Here is a 16460-nt window from a genome sequence, read left to right on the forward strand (position 1 = left end):
GCAGGGATTATGAGACAACAACCATTTATTTCAATTGTCGTACCAGTCTATCGAGAAGAAACTAATATAACACCATTTTTGCAAAGAACCGAAACACTCCTTAAAAAATTACAACTCTCCTATGAAATCATATTCTGTCTCGATCCCTCCCCGGACAACACCGAGCAGATAATCATGGACGAGATCAAGCAAAACGAAAACATCCGTCTTATCCGGTTCAGCCGCCGATTCGGCCAGCCTGCCGCAACACTCGCCGGCATCCATTTCTGCAAAGGTGACGTTTGCGTCGTTATCGATGTGGACCTTCAAGATCCTCCGGAATTGATCGAGCCGATGCTGGGAAAATGGCGTGAGGGATACAAGGTCGTTTACGCCAAACGGAGCTCCCGAAAAGGTGAAACCTTCATCAAAAAGTGGATTTCGCATTTCGGCTATATTGTAATCAATAAAATTTCTGATGTGTCTATCCCGGCAGATACCGGGGATTTCCGGCTGATGGATCGCTGTGTAGTCAATGAACTAAAAAAATTGCACGAGTCACACGGATTCCTGCGTGGCATGGTGGCATTTGTCGGGTTCAAACAGACGTTTATCGAATATGACCGTGATGAACGCGCGTCAGGAATTTCCAATTATAACCGATACCTGGGCTCGCTCAAGATCGCATTTAACGGGATTGTAGGCTTTTCGACCCGCCCCTTACAGGTTGCCACTATACTGGGAGGAATTATTGCCGTGGGTGCGTTCCTTCTGGGATTCTGGATTCTCGTTGAAAGGATTATACTGCACGTCGAACTGACACCAGGGTTGACATGGACGATTGTCCTGATCACGTTCCTTTCAGGAGTGCAGCTCCTTTCGCTGGGGGTTATGGGGGAATATGTCGGGCGTATTTATGAGGAGGTAAGGCAGCGCCCACTTTATATTGTTGAAAAAACGGAGAACCTGTAATGGGGTTTAAATTTCCCATCCCTCCCGGATACCGTGAAAATCCGGTCTGGACAGGAAATGGATTCCGGATCGGCTCTGAAAACGTGCCGGTCTTACATTATACTGTATGCGATGCCGGGTGGACCTCATACCTCACCGAATTCCACGAAGCGGAGGCAGATCAGGGTAATCATTACATTGACCGGGCATCACGGCTTCATGCCTGCAATGAGTTGGAAAAAAATCTGTCGGCAGATCGGGTAGTACTGGAAATCGGCTCATCTTCCGGTTACCTGCTTCGGGACATTAAAAAAGCCTTTCCAGGGGTATTCATTATCGGGTCAGATTGTATTCCGGAACCTTTGGGAAAAATCGCAAAACATCATCCTGATATTCCGTTGATCCAGTTTGATCTTGTCAATTGTCCGCTGCCGGATAATTGCGTGGACGTGATTGTTGCGCTGAATGTTCTTGAACACATTGAAGATGATTCCGCAGCATTACGGCAGATTCATCGGATCCTGAAACCCGGTGGGCATGCAATCATAGAAGTCCCTGCCAACCCGGATTTGTATGATTTTTACGATGAACAACTCAAACATTTCCGTAGATATGCTCTGGATGAGTTGTCCCAAACAGCAAAAAATGCCGGATTTGCTGTGCAGTGTGCATCGCATCTGGGGTTCTTTGTTTACCCGGCATTTCGGTTCATGAAGTTGCGGAACAAGCAAAAAATGAAGCAAACTGAAGTAGAAACACAGAACTCCGTGAAACATTTAATCCAGTTAGGGGGACCGGTCATGAACGAAGTCCTCTATTTCCTGATGAAAATGGAATTGAATCTGGGAAGAGTGATCCGGTATTCCCGGGGAATACGGTGCTTAATCACCTTAAAAAAAGAGAAGTAGACGCTGGAGCAGATTATTGATCCATTTCTGGTAGAATAATTAGGAGAACAAGATGATGAATATATCCAAAAATGCTCTCCGTCAGTTATGTAAATACGGGATTGCCGGGGGAATCGGCGCATGCATTGATTTTGGGTTGTATTCACTTCTCATTAGTTTTACCTCATTTAATTATCTTCTCGCAAATGCGATCTCCTTTTCCATAGGAACCCTTGCTGTTTATTATCTTCAGAAAAACTGGACCTTTCAACATCAATCTGAAAAGAACGCAGTATTCTTCACGAAATTTCTATTTGTCGTAATTCTGACTTATATTTTTAACAACATTATCCTCATCATCTGCGTGGAATTCCTTCAGATAAATCCCATTATAGCAAAATTGGTTCAGATTGTTCTCAGTTTCATCTGGGGATATACGATCAATAAAAAATTTGTGTTTAAATAAATCAGAGGTAGTGTGGGATAAAATCCTTCTAAATCCGGAATTAAAAATTGATCAATAATTAAATCTTATACCCCGCACTCTGCGCATCGGAGTAAAACATCTGCACCGTCTCAAGTGACAAGTGATCGAGATCTTTACCAACCTGCGGAACCTTCTTGAGGATATCATTTGTGATTGTGATGATATGGCACCCGCAGGACTCTGCCTGAATAAGGTTCAGCAGCTCACGGGTGCTGGCCCAGAGAAGTTCGGCTTTCGGGTTGGACTTGAGAACTTTCACCGCATCTTTCATGATCGGCATCGGGTCTCTTCCGGTATCCGCGATGCGGCCGGCAAAAATTGAAACAATGCTCGGCGTATCCGGGGAAAGGGCCTTTGAGACTGTCTTTACCTGGTTAAGGGTCAGGATGGCAGTAACATTCAGTTTCAGTCCATCGTGGGAGAGTTTTTTCACGAGCGATGCAGTGCTCTCACCTTTGGTATTTGTCACCGGGATCTTGATGTAGACGTTCTTTCCCCAGCCGGCAATTTTCCGGGCTTCGCGTTCCATCCCGGGCAGGTCATCTGAAAAAACTTCGAATGAAATCGGCAGGTCCGGAATCGCTTTGAGTGCAGCCTTTGCGAACTCATCGTAGCTTTTGACCCCGGCCTTTTTCATGAGAGTGGGATTTGTGGTAAAACCGCTTGCGATTCCTTTCTTGTATTCTTCAATCATTCCGTTCAGGTCGGCTCCATCCGCATAGAGCTTAATCTTAAACTGAGGTAATCCCGTCATGATATACCATCCCGATACACGTGGATTTGTTTATGTGCGTAGTATTATTCGTACAGCATCTTTAAGATTCGCCGCGGTAAAATCCGGTTTACTCAAACCGCGGTACCCCGATGAATATGAATTTTCGATGAGAATCGTCCATGTTCCTGCTGCTTTTCCACATTCAATATCAGTATCCCGATCACCAATCATCCACGATTGTGCAAGATCGATTCTATACTCCCGGGCGGCTTTCAAGAGGAAATAAGGCTTTGGCTTCCGGCATTCGCATACGGTGGAGTATTTCGGTATGATCCCGTTCGGATGATGGTAACAGTAATAATAGTCACGGAACAAAATCCCCTCGGATTTCAGAAGGTGATCAAGTCTTTCGTGCACTGCCTGAATCTGTTCCAATGTCGTTTTCCCTTTTGCGTAATCCGGCTGGTTGGAGACAAGGAAGAAAACAAAACATGCATTCTGAAGATCAGAGAGAGACTGGATAACATAAGGACGTAACACCAGATCATCGGTAGAATGGGGCGGTTCGTACTCTCCGGTGCTCGTATTCAACACGAGCTCATTGATGACCCCATCGCGATCCAGAAAAACTGCCGGCTTCATTTTAAAAAGAAAATTATTTCATGCTTTCCCACTTCATCTCGAACTTCTGCATCGCCGGGCTCGATACGATGAGATGCCAGACAACAGCCTGAAATGCTTCTGTCTGGGGAGTCACAGTCTTTTCATTCACTGTCGGGATAATGACACATGCGTCAGCAACTTTTGCCGTGTAGCCGCCGTCACGCCCCACAACACCGATCACCTTTGCACCGGTCTTCTTTGCGTACTTCATGGCATTTACCAAGTTTACGCTTACGTTTTTTTCAGAATTCCCGCCACCGACAGAAAAAACAAAGATGCAATCCATCGCATTGAGCCGGCTCCCTTTGAGCCAGCTCTCAAAAACCGTCTCCCAGCCATCGTCATTGACACGGGCGGTAAGCTCCGAAACATTATCGGTCGGCGCATAGGATTCAATCCCGGCGATCTTCCGGAAATCATTGACCGCGTGGGACGCATGGCCGGCCCCACCGCCGACCCCGAGAATAAACAGGCGCCCGCCATTTTTCCGGACGTCCTGGAGGATCTCCGACATCTTTTTGATCTGGCCCTGATCGATTTTCCGGATTATCGTTACAGCGTCATCGAGAAATGCGGAAATATAATTGTCTTCGCTCATAAATTTCACTCCGTATATTAAACTGGTTTTCGTATCCTGATATATTCTTCAGTTTCCCTGATTCCGGATGTCGACCCGATCTCGTAGAAGCGTTTTGTGACCTCATATCCCATGACCTGACCGGCGTCAACCAGCCGGGAAAGAACAAGCGAGAGATCGAAGGGCTCATGTGCCGGGTAATCATCGAACACATTCTTCCGGATTGCAATGAGTCCGTATTCGATGTATTCCATCGCCGGGTCACGGGATTTCTTATCATATTTGACAATTTTCCCGGCATTCATGATGATGTTGCTCGTATCGAACGTGTTCCGGTTCCGATACACGGTCATCACGGCCGGAAGAGCCCCCGTGTTAAATCGCTGCACGACAGATGAAAAATCGATATCGAGATAAGAATCCCCATATAGGATCATGAACGCGTCCGGAAGCATCCCGGCGGCCTTTTTGATTGCACCGCCGGTCCCCCGGAGAACATCCCAGTCATATGAGTAACATACCTCCAGCCCGAATTGGGAGCCGTCACCCACATGCGCTTCGATCATCTCACCGAAGTTTCCCACACAAAGGACAACATGGGTAACGCCTTTTTCGTTCAGGAGCTCCAGTTGGTGATCGATAAAGGGCCGGCCGGCGATCAAAATCAGGGACTTTGGGATCTTTTGGGTAACCGGATATAGGCGGGTAGCAAGCCCTCCTGCAAGAATGACAACGGGCAGCATTACGATGTCGTCACCACTTTGCTGCCGTCAAAGTCAAACCGGAACCGGACCTCTTGCAGGCCCTCGCGTGCCATGGCCTTGCGGAGTTTCTTGTTGTCCTCTGCGTAAAACATCAAAAAACCCCCACCCCCGGCGCCAATAAGTTTTCCTCCCAGCGCACCGTTTTTCATGGCGATATCGTACCATGTATTGATCCGGTCATTGCTCATCGCGTTCGAGCGCTGCTTCTTGTGCTCCCAGTGGACGTTCATGATACGGGCAAATTCTTCGAGATCCCCATTTTCAAATGCAACTTTGCTTTTGTACCCAAGTTCCTTAATAAAATGCAGGTTATCAATCATGGCAGCATCGTTGCTCTTGCTTTTGTCGTCCTGTTCCTTGAGGACATTTGACGCAGAGCGGGAGTACCCGGTGAAGAAGAGCAGGAGATGGTCTTCGAGATTATAGAGTGTTTCCGGGGAGAGATTGAGTTTTTCCGTTTTTACCCGGTTGTCCTTGCAGAAGGTAAAACAGTTGATCCCCCCGAATGCGGAGATATACTGATCCTGTTTCCCGATCGGTTCATGAAGGAGATCCATTTCGATATGACATGCCTGCTCTGCCAAGTCAGCCGGGGAAATAACATTTTTCTTATGCGTATGAAGGGCTTTAAGAAGCGAACAGGTAAAACTGCTCGATGAACCAAGGCCGGTCCCGGCGGGAATATCTGCCAGACTTGCAATTTCAAGATTCCTGGCATCAAATCCCAGGAGTTTTAAGGATTCCCGGATGATGGGATGTTTGATCTCATCGAGACTCCTGACTTCTTCCATTTTTGAGTATTTTACGATCAGGTAATCGACGAATGTATCATGCAGGTTGATATAGACATATTTATCGATCGCAGCAGCGATCAGAAAACCTTCGTATTTCTGGTAATACGAGGGCAGGTCCGTTCCCCCACCGCCAAGCGAGATCCTCAAAGGACTTCGGGTGATAATCATATATTCACCGTATAATGATATTTTTCATACACTTTTGCGACGATGTCGAGTGCTTCTTTGGCATCGTGGATATTTCCCTGCGGTTCCCTGTGCATTTCAATCGACCGGATAAAGTCATTTACTTCGATATTCCATGAATTGTCCGGGAACGGGTACTCCCATATGGTCGTTTCCGGAGGACCCATCACGGGCAGCATCTTGTAAAGGGATAATCGTTCCGTGCCGTAGCTCCCGCCAAGCCCGTCCACCTGGAGTTTTCCCGTCTTCCCGTAAATTTCAAAGGAAAACATATTCTTCCACTCTGTGCAGCTGACGTGGAGCCATGCGACCTGATCGTTTTTGTTTTTCAGCATCAGGAACGCATTGTCATCGACCGGCATATCCCAGAAATACGTATGGGCAAATCCCCCAAGGAGATCGAGATCGCCAAGGAACCACCGGGACAGATCGATCAGGTGGACACCCTGGTCAATGAGTTCTCCCCCGCCGGATTTTTCCGGGATTGCACGCCACTCTTTTTCGTACCCGCGCCGGCCCCCGTGACCATAACGGCCGCGGATGAACATCAACGGCCCGATCTCTCCTGAATCCACCAGTTGTTTTGCCTTTTGCAGGGCTGGATGGAACCGGTGGTTGAATCCTACTTTCACAAAAACATTGTTTCGTTTGGCCGTTTCGATAACCGGGACAAGTTCTTCCGGGTTCCTGCCCCCGGGTTTCTCTACCAGCACATGCTTTCCGGCAGCGACCGCATCAAGGGCGATCCTTGCAAGAAATTCATTGGTAGTAGAGATAAAGACAAGATCTATCCGGTCGTCATTGAGTGCATCGTGGTAATCTGTACTCACCGAAGTACAGTTTTTGAGCTGCGCAACTTCCCGTGCCCGTTCCAGGAACGGGTCCACGGCGATCACAAGTTCATGGTTCCCAAGAGCCAGCGCACGTTTTTTCCCGATGACACCGCAGCCGATTATTCCGACTCTCACGATTAAGTCCCCCAGTTTTTGCCCCGGTCCTTCTCAACGATCCGTCTTAATGTGTAAATATCCGAATTCCTCAGATCGTCGCGGTACTGTGCAAGGTTCTGCCAAGGGTCCCAAGGTGCACTGATCAGTTTCCCGGTTATCCCGTTGCTTTCAGGAGATGCAAGATAAACGCAGAGTTCCGCACCTAAGTGCAGTGGAGTTCCGCCACTTGCTTTCTGCTTGAGGGCTTTTTCGTAGAACGCCTTGCCGACAGATTCAGGTCCGGCATTTAAGACTTCTTCAAGAAGCCGGGTGTTGAGTGCGCCCGGTGCGACCGCGTTAATATCGATTGCATACTCTCTGCACTCTTCTGCGAGCGTTTCAGTCAGTCTTACGACCGCAGCCTTGGATGCAGCATACGCACTAATCCTAGGCAGAGGTGCTGTCGCCCCGCCACCGGAGAGGTTGATAATTTTCCCTGAATTGTTCTTTTTCATATGCGGGAGTATCCCTTTGCACATGAAAAAAACGCTTAACAGGTTGATATGGATTGCATCAACCCATTCTTCCGAGTTAACGTCTTCGATGAGTCCCTTGGGGCCGTATACCCCGGCATTGTTGACAACGACATCGATCCGTCCCATTTTGTCAAGGGCAGTATCGATCATCGATCGGACATTTTCTTCTTTTGATACATCCAGCGGGACGCCGATTATGGTCTGTTGCGGCAGGGAACGTTTCCGTAATGCGTCGACAGCATGTTCCACCTGTCCTGAATCCCTTCCGCAGATTGCAACGGAGGCACCTTCTTCAACAAACTTTTTTGCAATTTCAAAACCAAAACCCCGGTTTGCCCCGGTTATGATCGCATTTCGTCCTGTAAGTTTCATGACAGATCTCTCCCCACGGTCAGATAACGGATATTTTGAGCTGTTCCCAAGTTCTTCTCAACAAATCCGTTTGGATCGATGAGAATTTTTGTTTGCATGTGAATGAGTGTATCTTTTTTTATTTTCTGGAATTCGGGCCACTCTGTAGCAATGATAAGGCAATCCGCATTCTTTATTGTTAAGGTACTATCAGGAGATAACAAAATAATTTTCTGTAGTTCCGGAGGGAGTTCATGAATTGCCGGATCAAATGCGGTGACGGCGGCACCCTCTTTGTGAAGCCATGTACAGATCTCTACAGAAAAAGATCTTCGTAACGTGTCTGTGCCCGGTTTGTAGGTGAGCCCGAGTACGGAAATATGTTTTCCTTTAAGATCCCCCAGTGCTTCCTTGCACTTCCTTTTAATCCATGTCTTATGGAGATCATTGCTTTTCAGGACGGCGTTGATGAGGGGGACCGGCAGGTGGTTGTTGTCTCCCAGTTTTTGTAAAAACCGGATATCCCTTGCCAGCGTACCTCCTGAAAATGCGTTGCCCGGAGTAAGATACGCTTTTGGACCGATCCGCTCTTCGGTTTTTAATCCCCGTTCAACCTCTTTTGCATTCGCTCCAACGTATTCGCAGAGCGTCGCAATTTCATTTGCAAAACAAATCGAGGTGGCAAGAAATGAGTTGATTGCGTGTTTTGTCATTTCAGCCGATTCGACACTCATCCATTCAAGCCTGTCACTGACCGGTAAGAAAACCGGACGAAATAATTCTTGTTCCCCGGGAGCAGTCCCGATAACGATCCGGTCCGGTTCCAAAAATGTTTTCAGGGATTTTCCCAAGCGCAAATTTTCCGGGGAGTACGCAAAAAAGACTTTTTTGCCAGGATATTTGTCCTGGAATTTCCGGGCAAGATGCCGTGTGAATCCAACGGGAACCTGGGAAGATATGAGAATTTTGGTCTGGTCCGTTAAAAATTCCGAGACTGCCTCAAAATTCTTTTCGATATATCCCGGATCTGCATTATCCTGCTCGTCTACCGGTGTGTCAAACGCAACCCATAATACGTCAGCATCCGCCAGTGCAGATTGGGGATCGCACATGAATGCGAGCTTCTTTTTCTGGAGATTTTCAAGGATCAATTCATTTAATCCGGGTTCCGCAATGGGTGCCCTGGCATTCCTGAGGTTCCCGATCTTCTCCTGGTCAAAATCAAGCCCGATGACCGTGTGTCCGGATTCTGCAAGACCCGCGGATATCACAGATCCCAAGTGCCACAATCCAAACACACAGACTTTCATGAACGTCTCTCCAGCAACCACGGATTATCTTCGAGAAATTCAAGCGTCTTAACGATTCCCTCGTGAATCGTATATTCTGGTTTCCAGCCAAGGGAACGGATCTTTTTGCAGTCAAGGAATATGAACGGATTATCACCGATCCAGCCCCGGTCTCCACCGGTATAGCGGATATCGGGTTTGAGATCAAGATAACTGCATATCCTGGCTATGGAATCTTTTACTTCACAGTACTCATCAGTACCCAGATTGAAGAGGTTCACCTTGTCCTGCGATTTTTCGATTGCAGTAAAAATCGCGTTGATGCAGTCCTGTACATAGAGATATGATTTTTTCTGGTGCCCGTTTCCTAATACATCAAGATGATCCGGGTGGGCACGGAGCTGTTTGTAAAAATCAAATACATGCCCGTGAGGATATCGTTCTCCAAGAATGGAGACAAAACGGAAGATCCATCCCTGGAATCCGAACCCTTCGCAGTATGCCGCAATCAACCCTTCTCCAGCGAGTTTGGATGCGCCGTACAGCGAAGTCTGGACCGGGAACGGTGCATCTTCCGGTGTGGGGATTACTTTTGCTTCACCATACACAGAACCGGTTGACGAGAACGCAATTTTATTGATGGAATTTTTCCGCATTGCTTCGAGAACATTAAAAGTGGCAATGGTATTCTGGTGAAGATCTTTTGCCGGATGTTCCGTGCCAAAACGGACATCGGCATTTGCCGCAAGGTGGAAAACAAAATCGCACCCGGACATCGATGCAGTCATTTTTTCTATATCCTGAGTGTCCCCGTTGATCAACCGGAAGCCGTCTTTGTGTTTTGCTGCTTCAAGATATTCTGGAATTCCCGTGGAAAAGTTATCATAAACCGTAACCTCGTTTCCTTGCAAAAGTAACCGATCAACAAGATTACTGCCGATGAATCCGGCACCACCGGTGACGAAATATTTTGAAGTGTGCATACTCATTTAGATATGAGAGGTGCATGAGTTAAAATTATGTGAATATGTTCACAAGGATACCCATGAGTTCCCACGCTATTTTACAAATCACGACACAACACAAAATCTGTGAAAAGCAGATTTTAATAGGTTAATTGTAGCGCACCGGAGTTTCTGTCCTAAACTAGTGATATAATTTATATCCGCTTTCAAGAGTACCTGACAGATGCTTGCGGGTGAAAGTGACGATGGAGATCTGGACAAAAGCAGTCGAATTCTATGAATAAGGAATACGAAGTGCCAAAGAGATCGGAGAGATAGACTCCCTCTCCAAACGATCCTTAAGATGATGGACGCAACAGTATCACTAGGGTACTGATGCCAGTCACACGGACGTACCCCCAGTCAACAAAACGGACATTCATTGTGGCACCAAAAATATTCCGTGACGGGGAATTATCTTCTAAAGTACTCTGAAATTTTCAAAAATCCGTATTTAATCATGTGTCCGAACCGGTAAAACGGCTCGAAGAAAGGATGGGTTTTTTGCGGAGATACCAGAACAATATCCTGCTCAATAGTCCGCACCGAAAACGGCTTCTTCTTCAAGCCCTCCGGCAGCAGTAACCAATCGCTGTCCGCAAGTTCCCACAAGTACATGGTCCGGTTTTGGACAAGTCTGATATTGCTGTCCGATTCCGGTCCTTCCCACCGGGGTCCCTTTTTTTCGGGGATATGGGAATAGGTATGGTTCTGGTGGACGGCATGGATAACCAGTGTTGCATCGATGACCGGGATCTTTCTCTTCCGCACGTGGTAAATGAGCCAGTTGTCCCAGCCTCTCCGGCCCACCAAAAACGGCGGGAACTCGGGAAACAGACCTTTTGGGAAGATAAAATAATCCATTCCCGGAAAATTCTGGAGGGTGTGGTGCTGCCGGACAACATCGAAAAGATCCTGCGTCCAGGTTTCCTGCGAGGTATTGACAGGTGTTGTTATGTCCACATCCCACCGTTCCCCCACCATAAGATAATTATTTGCCGGAATTTTTCCCACTGCTTCAGGCATATCATTAAAAAAAATAATATCCGCATTGCAGTAGCAGAGCACATTATTGTGTGCGATATTCTGTGCTTTGCTGAATACATCATCCAGATACGGCGTCCCGTACTGGTTTTTGCGTATATTCGGCACATGAATGAGGCCGAACTCCTCTGCGATTTCCCGGATCCCCGGCTCATCACCAAAGAGAATTACCTCGCATTGTGGCGTGAGACTCAGCCAACTTTTTATTGCGTTTTTCTGTATGACGCCAATGTGACCTTCAAATGGTTTGGGGATTGTGAAGATAGTGAGCATGGTCAGGTTCTCGTTAACATTTTGTGATTTATTGAGAGAAGAGCGTTGCGACTATGTGATCAGGAGATCTGCGGAATGTGGGTTATAGCGGAACTTCCAACACACTATCGCGATCTTGGTTGGTTCAATTTTCGCGCCCCATCTTAACGAGGGATTTAGTCCCAGCATTTTCTTATCGCTTCGAATTCATCGAGAACCGAAAAGATTTCCCTGACATAATCTTTACCTGTCCATTGGTGAGCGCGGGCATATCCTTTTTCAATTAATGTATCTCGCAATGAAGGATTTTTAAAAAGCATATCAATCGTTCGTGCAATTTCTGCTGGATTTTTAGGATCGACAAGCAAAGCTGCATCTCCCAATTGTTCTTCCGCACCGGAAACATTCGACGCAATTACCGGGCACCCTAATGCAAATGCTTCCAGAGGGGGCAGGTTATCCGGGCCAAAAAAGGTAGGAAAAACGAGTGCGTACGCATTTTGATACAATGTGATGAGATCCTCACGAGAAACAAAACCTAAAAATTGAATGAATTCCGAAACGGATTGATTAGATGCAACTTTTTTAACATATGATAAATTCCCTGCATCCGATCCCACAAAAACCAGAGATACTGGCAGATTATACTCTCTGCGAAGAATCTCCAGTGCACGAATTGCATTTATATGATTTTTATGTGACCAGAACTGGGCAGGATACAATAAATATTCCCCGGAGATCTCGAATTTTTGGAGATATTTCCTGTTTTTTCTCGGTAAATCCCCTAAACAGTACTCCGGTGTCGGCATGGGTAAAATTCTGATGCGGCTCTTCGGAATACTATAAAAAAATGAAATCTCCTCCTTTCCTGCGGAAGTGCCCGTAATAATACATGTAGCTCGTTTCAGCATTTCCCGGGAATATTTTTCACGCCCATCCCAGATACCGTTGTTACTCACCTCAGGGAACCACGGCTGCAACCGGTGCTGGAGGTCCCATACAGGTATAATATACGGGCATTCCACAACTTCCGGTGCCGGGCTTAAGAAAACCACCATATCAAGTTTATTTTTTTTAATTATCCTGTTGAGCCTTGAAAATTTCAGGGCAAGTTTTGAAAAAAACAGGCCGTCAAAAAAATAGTGAAGAAAAATTCTGTTTAGTGGTTTCCCGCGTACTAAAATATTTGACAGGTTGTCCTGCGAACACTTCTTGATTACAGTTGTCATATCAATTTTGGATAAAATGACATAATCATGATGGCTTTCATGTGCAATTGATAAAAATGAGAGCAGGAGTTCCTGCTCATAAGTATGTCCTCCACCGGATTCGGGAGAAGTTCCTGAATAAAAAATTCCTACTCTCATTCTAATCACCTTTGATTTTTCATTGTTAAACCGGTAATAAGTTGCTATTTTTAATGGTGTCAGTTATCTCTCCTTCATTGAGACCGTGCATATATCCCAGGTTTCTTCACTCGGGCCGGTTTCTAAGTTCGGAAACGCCCCGATTTTCTGAATTTTTAATCCACTGGTTTTGAATAAAAGCGATAGTTCCAGGGGGAAAAAGAACCGCATACTATGATCTTCTTGTATTTCAGCCAGCACATGATTTCCTTTTATGGTCCAGAGATGGAAATGTACCTTTACCAGATGCCGGAAGATATCAAGCAGTCCTGATGAAACCCGGATGATTTTTGTATCCCCTGTTTCAATTACCCGGACTCTCTCCCCGGGTTTCTGGTTAAGGACCGCCGGACCATACCAGATATCGCAGATAAAAACACCTCCTTTATTGAGGTGCTTTGAGACGGTTTTCAGCGCCGCAAGGACATCCTCGTTCTCCAGCTGATATCCCAGAACCGCGAACATCATGATGACCGCGTCATATTTTTTAGTGTCGTCAAATTCCCTCAGATCAGACTGAAGAAATACACAGGGTAATTTTTTCTGATCCGCTTTTGCCTTGGCAATGGCAAGCATCTCGTTCGAACGATCAACACCGGTTACCTCATACCCACGTTCAGCAAGCCGGAGAGAATGGTTGCCGGTTCCGCATCCAAGATCGAGGATTGAATGAACCGGGATGTTACTATAATCCCTGATAATCTGTTCAATCAGGGTACACTCCCCCTCATAGTCTTTCTCCTCGTAAAGGAGATCATAGGATGTTGAATATACTTTGCCAAAAACAGGATTCATGCGCCGAGAACCTCACATACTGCATCTGCCACGGTATTAATTTGCTCTTTTGTTATAGTTAATCCCGATGGCAGGTAGAATCCCTTTCGGGCAATCCGCTCTGCTACCGGGTATTTTTCGTCCTTGAAAAGACCCAGTTTATGAAGTGCAGGTTGTTCGTGCATGCCGATAAAGAACGGCCGGGTATCGACATCTTTTTCATAAAGGCGTTTTGCACATTCTGTATTGTCCATACCGCACGTATCGGAAAGACCCAAAGCATACATCCAGTAGACACTTTTTGCCCAAGGTTCTTCAGCGGGTAACTGGATCTCCGGGACGTTCTGAAGACGTTTGGTATATTCCTGTGCCATCCATCGTTTCTTCGCGATAATTTCATCAATGCGTGCCATCTGGGCAACACCGAGTGCCGCCTGCATATTGGTAAGCCGGTACTGGTTTCCGAGATGTTCATGATAGAATCTGCGAGGAGGCTGAAAACAAAGGTCCCGGTATGCCCGGGCTTTTTTCGCCAATGTTTCATCATCCGTGATGACCATACCGCCTTCTCCAGTGGTAACCAGTTTGTTTGCATAAAAACTGAAACAACTCATCGTTCCGAAACTTCCGCAGCGTTTCCAGGATTTTGTATTATTATGATGTGAATGATATTCCGCGCCATGTGCTTCAGCTGCATCTTCTATAATTGCAAGGTGGTGATCTTCTGCCAGATCAAGAATTGGATCCATATCAACCGGATGACCGTAGATATGGACCGGCATAATCGCTTTTGTCTTGGGAGTGATTTTCTCGGCCACTTGATCGACATCCATTGTCCAGAGTTTTGGATCGCTGTCAACAAGGACAGGAGTCCCTTTATTATTGACGATCGCAACGGCGCACGAGATAATCGTGAATGTTGGCATAATAACTTCGTCGCCGGGTTTGAGCCCAAGGCAGTGAACCGCGACATCAAGCGCAGTTGTACCGTTGCTCACCGCTATGCCATGTTTTTTTCCGCAATATGCCGACCAGCCGGATTCAAAATCGTTGATGTATTTTCCGGCAGACGAGATCCAACCGGTTTTTATGCAGTCGGTGACATAATCCAATTCTTTTCCTGCAAGGAGGGGTTCACTGACGGGGATCATTTACTTTTTCTCCACAAACCGTACTTTATCCTGATCACCACAATAGGGGCCTTGTTTAACTTCTATCAATTCCGTCTCTTCAAGGAATTCAAACCCGTGGCCCCCGGATGCAAGTAAAATTACATCCCCGGTTTTTAATTCCCTGCTGGTGAAAAATGATTTGTCCTGATGATAAAAGTTGATCTTTACCCGGCCTTTTTTGACGAATAATGTTTCCTGTGTATACTGCACTTCCCGCACATGCAGGACATGAATGTGTTCCTGGATGGTTTCTCCTTTTTTGTGTTTCATGTAGCCAAGCTGTTGTGAGAAATCACCGGGAGTGAAAAATTCAATCCCGTCTTTTGCGAATTTGTGGTATACGATGATAGCAATGATTTGGTTATTGGAAGTTAGTTGCTCGATTGGGGGCATGGTTATCATTTCCTTATATTAGGTGTTATGTGGTTAAAAAATAGACACTACATTGATGTATTGAGTCGCGGTTGATCAAATCTCAATTAAAATTTTGCATGTGTGAATACTTCATTTCAAAAAATTTCTTATTTGTAACAATTATTTTTCAATAACTTTTTTTGATTTTATCCACATTTACAAGATCTTTATTATCAAAGGGGATATGATAATCCCAATAATTTTTCTTTAAAACCCATTTTAACAGTTCCGGATCATTTGTTACTTCGTTTTGATGGAATTCATATCCATTATAATACGCCATTTCCATTCTTTGTTTGATTATCTTCAGATCCGGGTGTTTATTAGTTCCATTTTTTGAGACTGAGTATTTTACTGAATACTTTTTTGCGACATGTAAGTATGACAAAAGAATTTTTTTAACATTGGTTATTCTCGTGATTTTCCCATACATTCCGTTCTGTGACCTGAAATCGGTATACGAATTGCATACTCCCTGGTAAAACATACGATTCTCAAAATAGGACATTGTCATCCGTTGCGGAGGGATACAATGAAAAACACCTGCTTCAGGATTATAAACAGCCCTAAATCCTTTATCATAACAACGCATAGTTAATCCGGTTTCCCCATCTCCTTGGTATCTCTGTAAAAATTTGGGATAAAGATCCGGATGAAAACCCCCGGCATCAAATAATGCCGTTTTTCTGATTGATAAATTAAGTCCAAAAATATAATTTGGATGAATCTCTTTAGGTTGATCCCCCAAATCCTGCAAACTCAAATATCCGCAGGAGGTTCCTCCATACGGTGTCATTTCCCACAAATTGTGTAACCATGCAGGAGGTACTCCTTCATATTTCGGGATAGATTTCCCACCCACTAATTGCACGTTGTCATCTTCAAAAGACTTTGAAATTGCTGCCAGCCACGTCGGGAATGGAATAATATCGTCATCAATAAAGGTAAAAATATTACCTTGTGCTTCTGAAGCCCCCTTATGTCTGGCAGCGAGAAGACCGGGTGAGGGTTCAAAAATATATCTTATTGTATGTTGGGGGTTTTCTTGAATTATTGTTTTACATATATTTTCGGTATTATCCGTCGAGCCATTATCAATTATCAGAATTTCATATTTATCAGATCGATAATTTAGAGTGGTTATTCCTTTTATCGCATTTGGTAGAAAGGCATCCCTGTTAAATGTTGGAATAATTATCGAGATATAAGAACTAGTATCTGTCATTACACATCCCCCAAATTCATATCTTTAACGCAAGGTAGTCGTATTTTCTACACTAATGATC

At 45.5% G+C, this 16460-nt stretch carries 18 protein-coding genes; 3 read left to right on the forward strand and 15 right to left on the reverse strand.

The features are described from left to right. The first annotated feature begins 9 nt into the window (after positions 1-9). The 3 genes from WCX19_RS02890 to WCX19_RS02900 are packed head-to-tail and all read left to right on the forward strand — an operon-like array spanning position 10 to position 2283. Positions 10-951, forward strand: coding sequence for a glycosyltransferase family 2 protein (locus WCX19_RS02890; RefSeq protein WP_373004718.1), 942 nt, complete (start codon positions 10-12; stop codon positions 949-951). After that, positions 951-1838, forward strand: a complete 888-nt coding sequence (locus tag WCX19_RS02895; RefSeq protein ID WP_373004720.1) for a methyltransferase domain-containing protein — start codon at positions 951-953, stop codon at positions 1836-1838. Before WCX19_RS02890 ends, WCX19_RS02895 begins: the two co-directional genes overlap by 1 nt. A 55-nt stretch (positions 1839-1893) precedes the next feature. Beyond that, complete coding sequence (locus WCX19_RS02900) at positions 1894-2283, forward strand: GtrA family protein (protein ID WP_373004974.1); 390 nt, start codon at positions 1894-1896, stop codon at positions 2281-2283. A 58-nt stretch (positions 2284-2341) separates the two neighbouring features. Here WCX19_RS02900 and WCX19_RS02905 read toward each other — a convergent pair whose 3' ends face one another. The 15 genes from WCX19_RS02905 to WCX19_RS02975 all read right to left on the reverse strand — a co-directional run bounded on the left by WCX19_RS02905 (position 2342) and on the right by WCX19_RS02975 (position 16399). Further along, complete coding sequence (locus WCX19_RS02905; RefSeq protein WP_373004723.1) at positions 2342-3058, reverse strand: transaldolase; 717 nt, start codon at positions 3056-3058, stop codon at positions 2342-2344. Between the two features lie 30 nt (positions 3059-3088). After that, the gene (locus WCX19_RS02910; RefSeq protein WP_373004726.1) at positions 3089-3661 is read right to left on the reverse strand and encodes a D-glycero-alpha-D-manno-heptose-1,7-bisphosphate 7-phosphatase; all 573 of its coding nucleotides are present in this window, start codon (positions 3659-3661) and stop codon (positions 3089-3091) included. 13 nt (positions 3662-3674) lie between these two features. After that, positions 3675-4280: an SIS domain-containing protein gene (locus tag WCX19_RS02915; protein ID WP_373004729.1), complete on the reverse strand. Its 606-nt coding sequence runs from the start codon at positions 4278-4280 to the stop codon at positions 3675-3677. A gap of 17 nt (positions 4281-4297) precedes the next feature. After that, entirely contained in the window at positions 4298-5002 is a 705-nt protein-coding gene (locus tag WCX19_RS02920) for a nucleotidyltransferase family protein (protein ID WP_373004732.1), read from the reverse strand. Continuing rightward, positions 5002-5985, reverse strand: coding sequence for a hypothetical protein (locus WCX19_RS02925; protein ID WP_373004734.1), 984 nt, complete (start codon positions 5983-5985; stop codon positions 5002-5004). The genes WCX19_RS02920 and WCX19_RS02925 overlap by 1 nt, the downstream gene beginning before the upstream one ends. Then, positions 5982-6971, reverse strand: a complete 990-nt coding sequence (locus tag WCX19_RS02930; protein WP_373004737.1) for a Gfo/Idh/MocA family protein — start codon at positions 6969-6971, stop codon at positions 5982-5984. Before WCX19_RS02930 ends, WCX19_RS02925 begins: the two co-directional genes overlap by 4 nt. A 2-nt stretch (positions 6972-6973) precedes the next feature. Beyond that, positions 6974-7840: an SDR family NAD(P)-dependent oxidoreductase gene (locus WCX19_RS02935; protein ID WP_373004740.1), complete on the reverse strand. Its 867-nt coding sequence runs from the start codon at positions 7838-7840 to the stop codon at positions 6974-6976. Then, positions 7837-9129 (reverse strand): UDP-glucose/GDP-mannose dehydrogenase family protein, encoded by a 1293-nt coding sequence (locus WCX19_RS02940; protein WP_373004743.1) that lies wholly within the window; start codon positions 9127-9129, stop codon positions 7837-7839. Before WCX19_RS02940 ends, WCX19_RS02935 begins: the two co-directional genes overlap by 4 nt. Then, positions 9126-10091 carry an NAD-dependent epimerase/dehydratase family protein gene (locus tag WCX19_RS02945; protein ID WP_373004746.1) on the reverse strand — a complete coding sequence of 322 codons (966 nt, stop codon included), beginning with the start codon at positions 10089-10091 and terminating at the stop codon, positions 9126-9128. The genes WCX19_RS02940 and WCX19_RS02945 overlap by 4 nt, the downstream gene beginning before the upstream one ends. A 435-nt stretch (positions 10092-10526) precedes the next feature. Next, a complete protein-coding gene (locus WCX19_RS02950) occupies positions 10527-11429 on the reverse strand; it encodes a hypothetical protein (RefSeq protein ID WP_373004749.1) in 903 nt (300 codons plus the stop codon). A gap of 155 nt (positions 11430-11584) precedes the next feature. After that, complete coding sequence (locus WCX19_RS02955; protein ID WP_373004752.1) at positions 11585-12775, reverse strand: glycosyltransferase family 4 protein; 1191 nt, start codon at positions 12773-12775, stop codon at positions 11585-11587. A 63-nt stretch (positions 12776-12838) separates the two neighbouring features. After that, complete coding sequence (locus WCX19_RS02960) at positions 12839-13609, reverse strand: class I SAM-dependent methyltransferase (RefSeq protein WP_373004755.1); 771 nt, start codon at positions 13607-13609, stop codon at positions 12839-12841. Next, positions 13606-14739, reverse strand: a complete 1134-nt coding sequence (locus tag WCX19_RS02965) for a DegT/DnrJ/EryC1/StrS family aminotransferase (RefSeq protein ID WP_373004758.1) — start codon at positions 14737-14739, stop codon at positions 13606-13608. Before WCX19_RS02965 ends, WCX19_RS02960 begins: the two co-directional genes overlap by 4 nt. Beyond that, on the reverse strand, positions 14740-15153 hold the full coding sequence (locus WCX19_RS02970; RefSeq protein WP_373004761.1) for a hypothetical protein: 414 nt from the start codon (positions 15151-15153) through the stop codon (positions 14740-14742). It abuts the gene before it with no gap. A gap of 148 nt (positions 15154-15301) precedes the next feature. Further along, the gene (locus WCX19_RS02975) at positions 15302-16399 is read right to left on the reverse strand and encodes a glycosyltransferase family 2 protein (RefSeq protein WP_373004764.1); all 1098 of its coding nucleotides are present in this window, start codon (positions 16397-16399) and stop codon (positions 15302-15304) included. Positions 16400-16460: the final 61 nt, after the last annotated feature.

It is taken from the genome of Methanoregula sp. (genome assembly GCF_041663825.1).
GTDB lineage: Archaea > Halobacteriota > Methanomicrobia > Methanomicrobiales > Methanospirillaceae > Methanoregula.

Bases quoted from the DNA above. Each gene is read 5' to 3' on its own strand.
- WCX19_RS02890 (WP_373004718.1), top strand. From the start codon at position 10: ATGAGACAACAACCATTTATTTCAATTGTCGTACCAGTCTATCGAGAA.
- WCX19_RS02895 (WP_373004720.1), top strand. From the start codon at position 951: ATGGGGTTTAAATTTCCCATCCCTCCCGGATACCGTGAAAATCCGGTC.
- WCX19_RS02900 (WP_373004974.1), top strand. From the start codon at position 1,894: ATGAATATATCCAAAAATGCTCTCCGTCAGTTATGTAAATACGGGATT.
- WCX19_RS02905 (WP_373004723.1), bottom strand. From the start codon at position 3,058: ATGACGGGATTACCTCAGTTTAAGATTAAGCTCTATGCGGATGGAGCC.
- WCX19_RS02910 (WP_373004726.1), bottom strand. From the start codon at position 3,661: ATGAAGCCGGCAGTTTTTCTGGATCGCGATGGGGTCATCAATGAGCTC.
- WCX19_RS02915 (WP_373004729.1), bottom strand. From the start codon at position 4,280: ATGAGCGAAGACAATTATATTTCCGCATTTCTCGATGACGCTGTAACG.
- WCX19_RS02920 (WP_373004732.1), bottom strand. From the start codon at position 5,002: ATGCTGCCCGTTGTCATTCTTGCAGGAGGGCTTGCTACCCGCCTATAT.
- WCX19_RS02925 (WP_373004734.1), bottom strand. From the start codon at position 5,985: ATGATTATCACCCGAAGTCCTTTGAGGATCTCGCTTGGCGGTGGGGGA.
- WCX19_RS02935 (WP_373004740.1), bottom strand. From the start codon at position 7,840: ATGAAACTTACAGGACGAAATGCGATCATAACCGGGGCAAACCGGGGT.
- WCX19_RS02940 (WP_373004743.1), bottom strand. From the start codon at position 9,129: ATGAAAGTCTGTGTGTTTGGATTGTGGCACTTGGGATCTGTGATATCC.
- WCX19_RS02945 (WP_373004746.1), bottom strand. From the start codon at position 10,091: ATGCACACTTCAAAATATTTCGTCACCGGTGGTGCCGGATTCATCGGC.
- WCX19_RS02950 (WP_373004749.1), bottom strand. From the start codon at position 11,429: ATGCTCACTATCTTCACAATCCCCAAACCATTTGAAGGTCACATTGGC.
- WCX19_RS02955 (WP_373004752.1), bottom strand. From the start codon at position 12,775: ATGAGAGTAGGAATTTTTTATTCAGGAACTTCTCCCGAATCCGGTGGA.
- WCX19_RS02960 (WP_373004755.1), bottom strand. From the start codon at position 13,609: ATGAATCCTGTTTTTGGCAAAGTATATTCAACATCCTATGATCTCCTT.
- WCX19_RS02965 (WP_373004758.1), bottom strand. From the start codon at position 14,739: ATGATCCCCGTCAGTGAACCCCTCCTTGCAGGAAAAGAATTGGATTAT.
- WCX19_RS02970 (WP_373004761.1), bottom strand. From the start codon at position 15,153: ATGCCCCCAATCGAGCAACTAACTTCCAATAACCAAATCATTGCTATC.
- WCX19_RS02975 (WP_373004764.1), bottom strand. From the start codon at position 16,399: ATGACAGATACTAGTTCTTATATCTCGATAATTATTCCAACATTTAAC.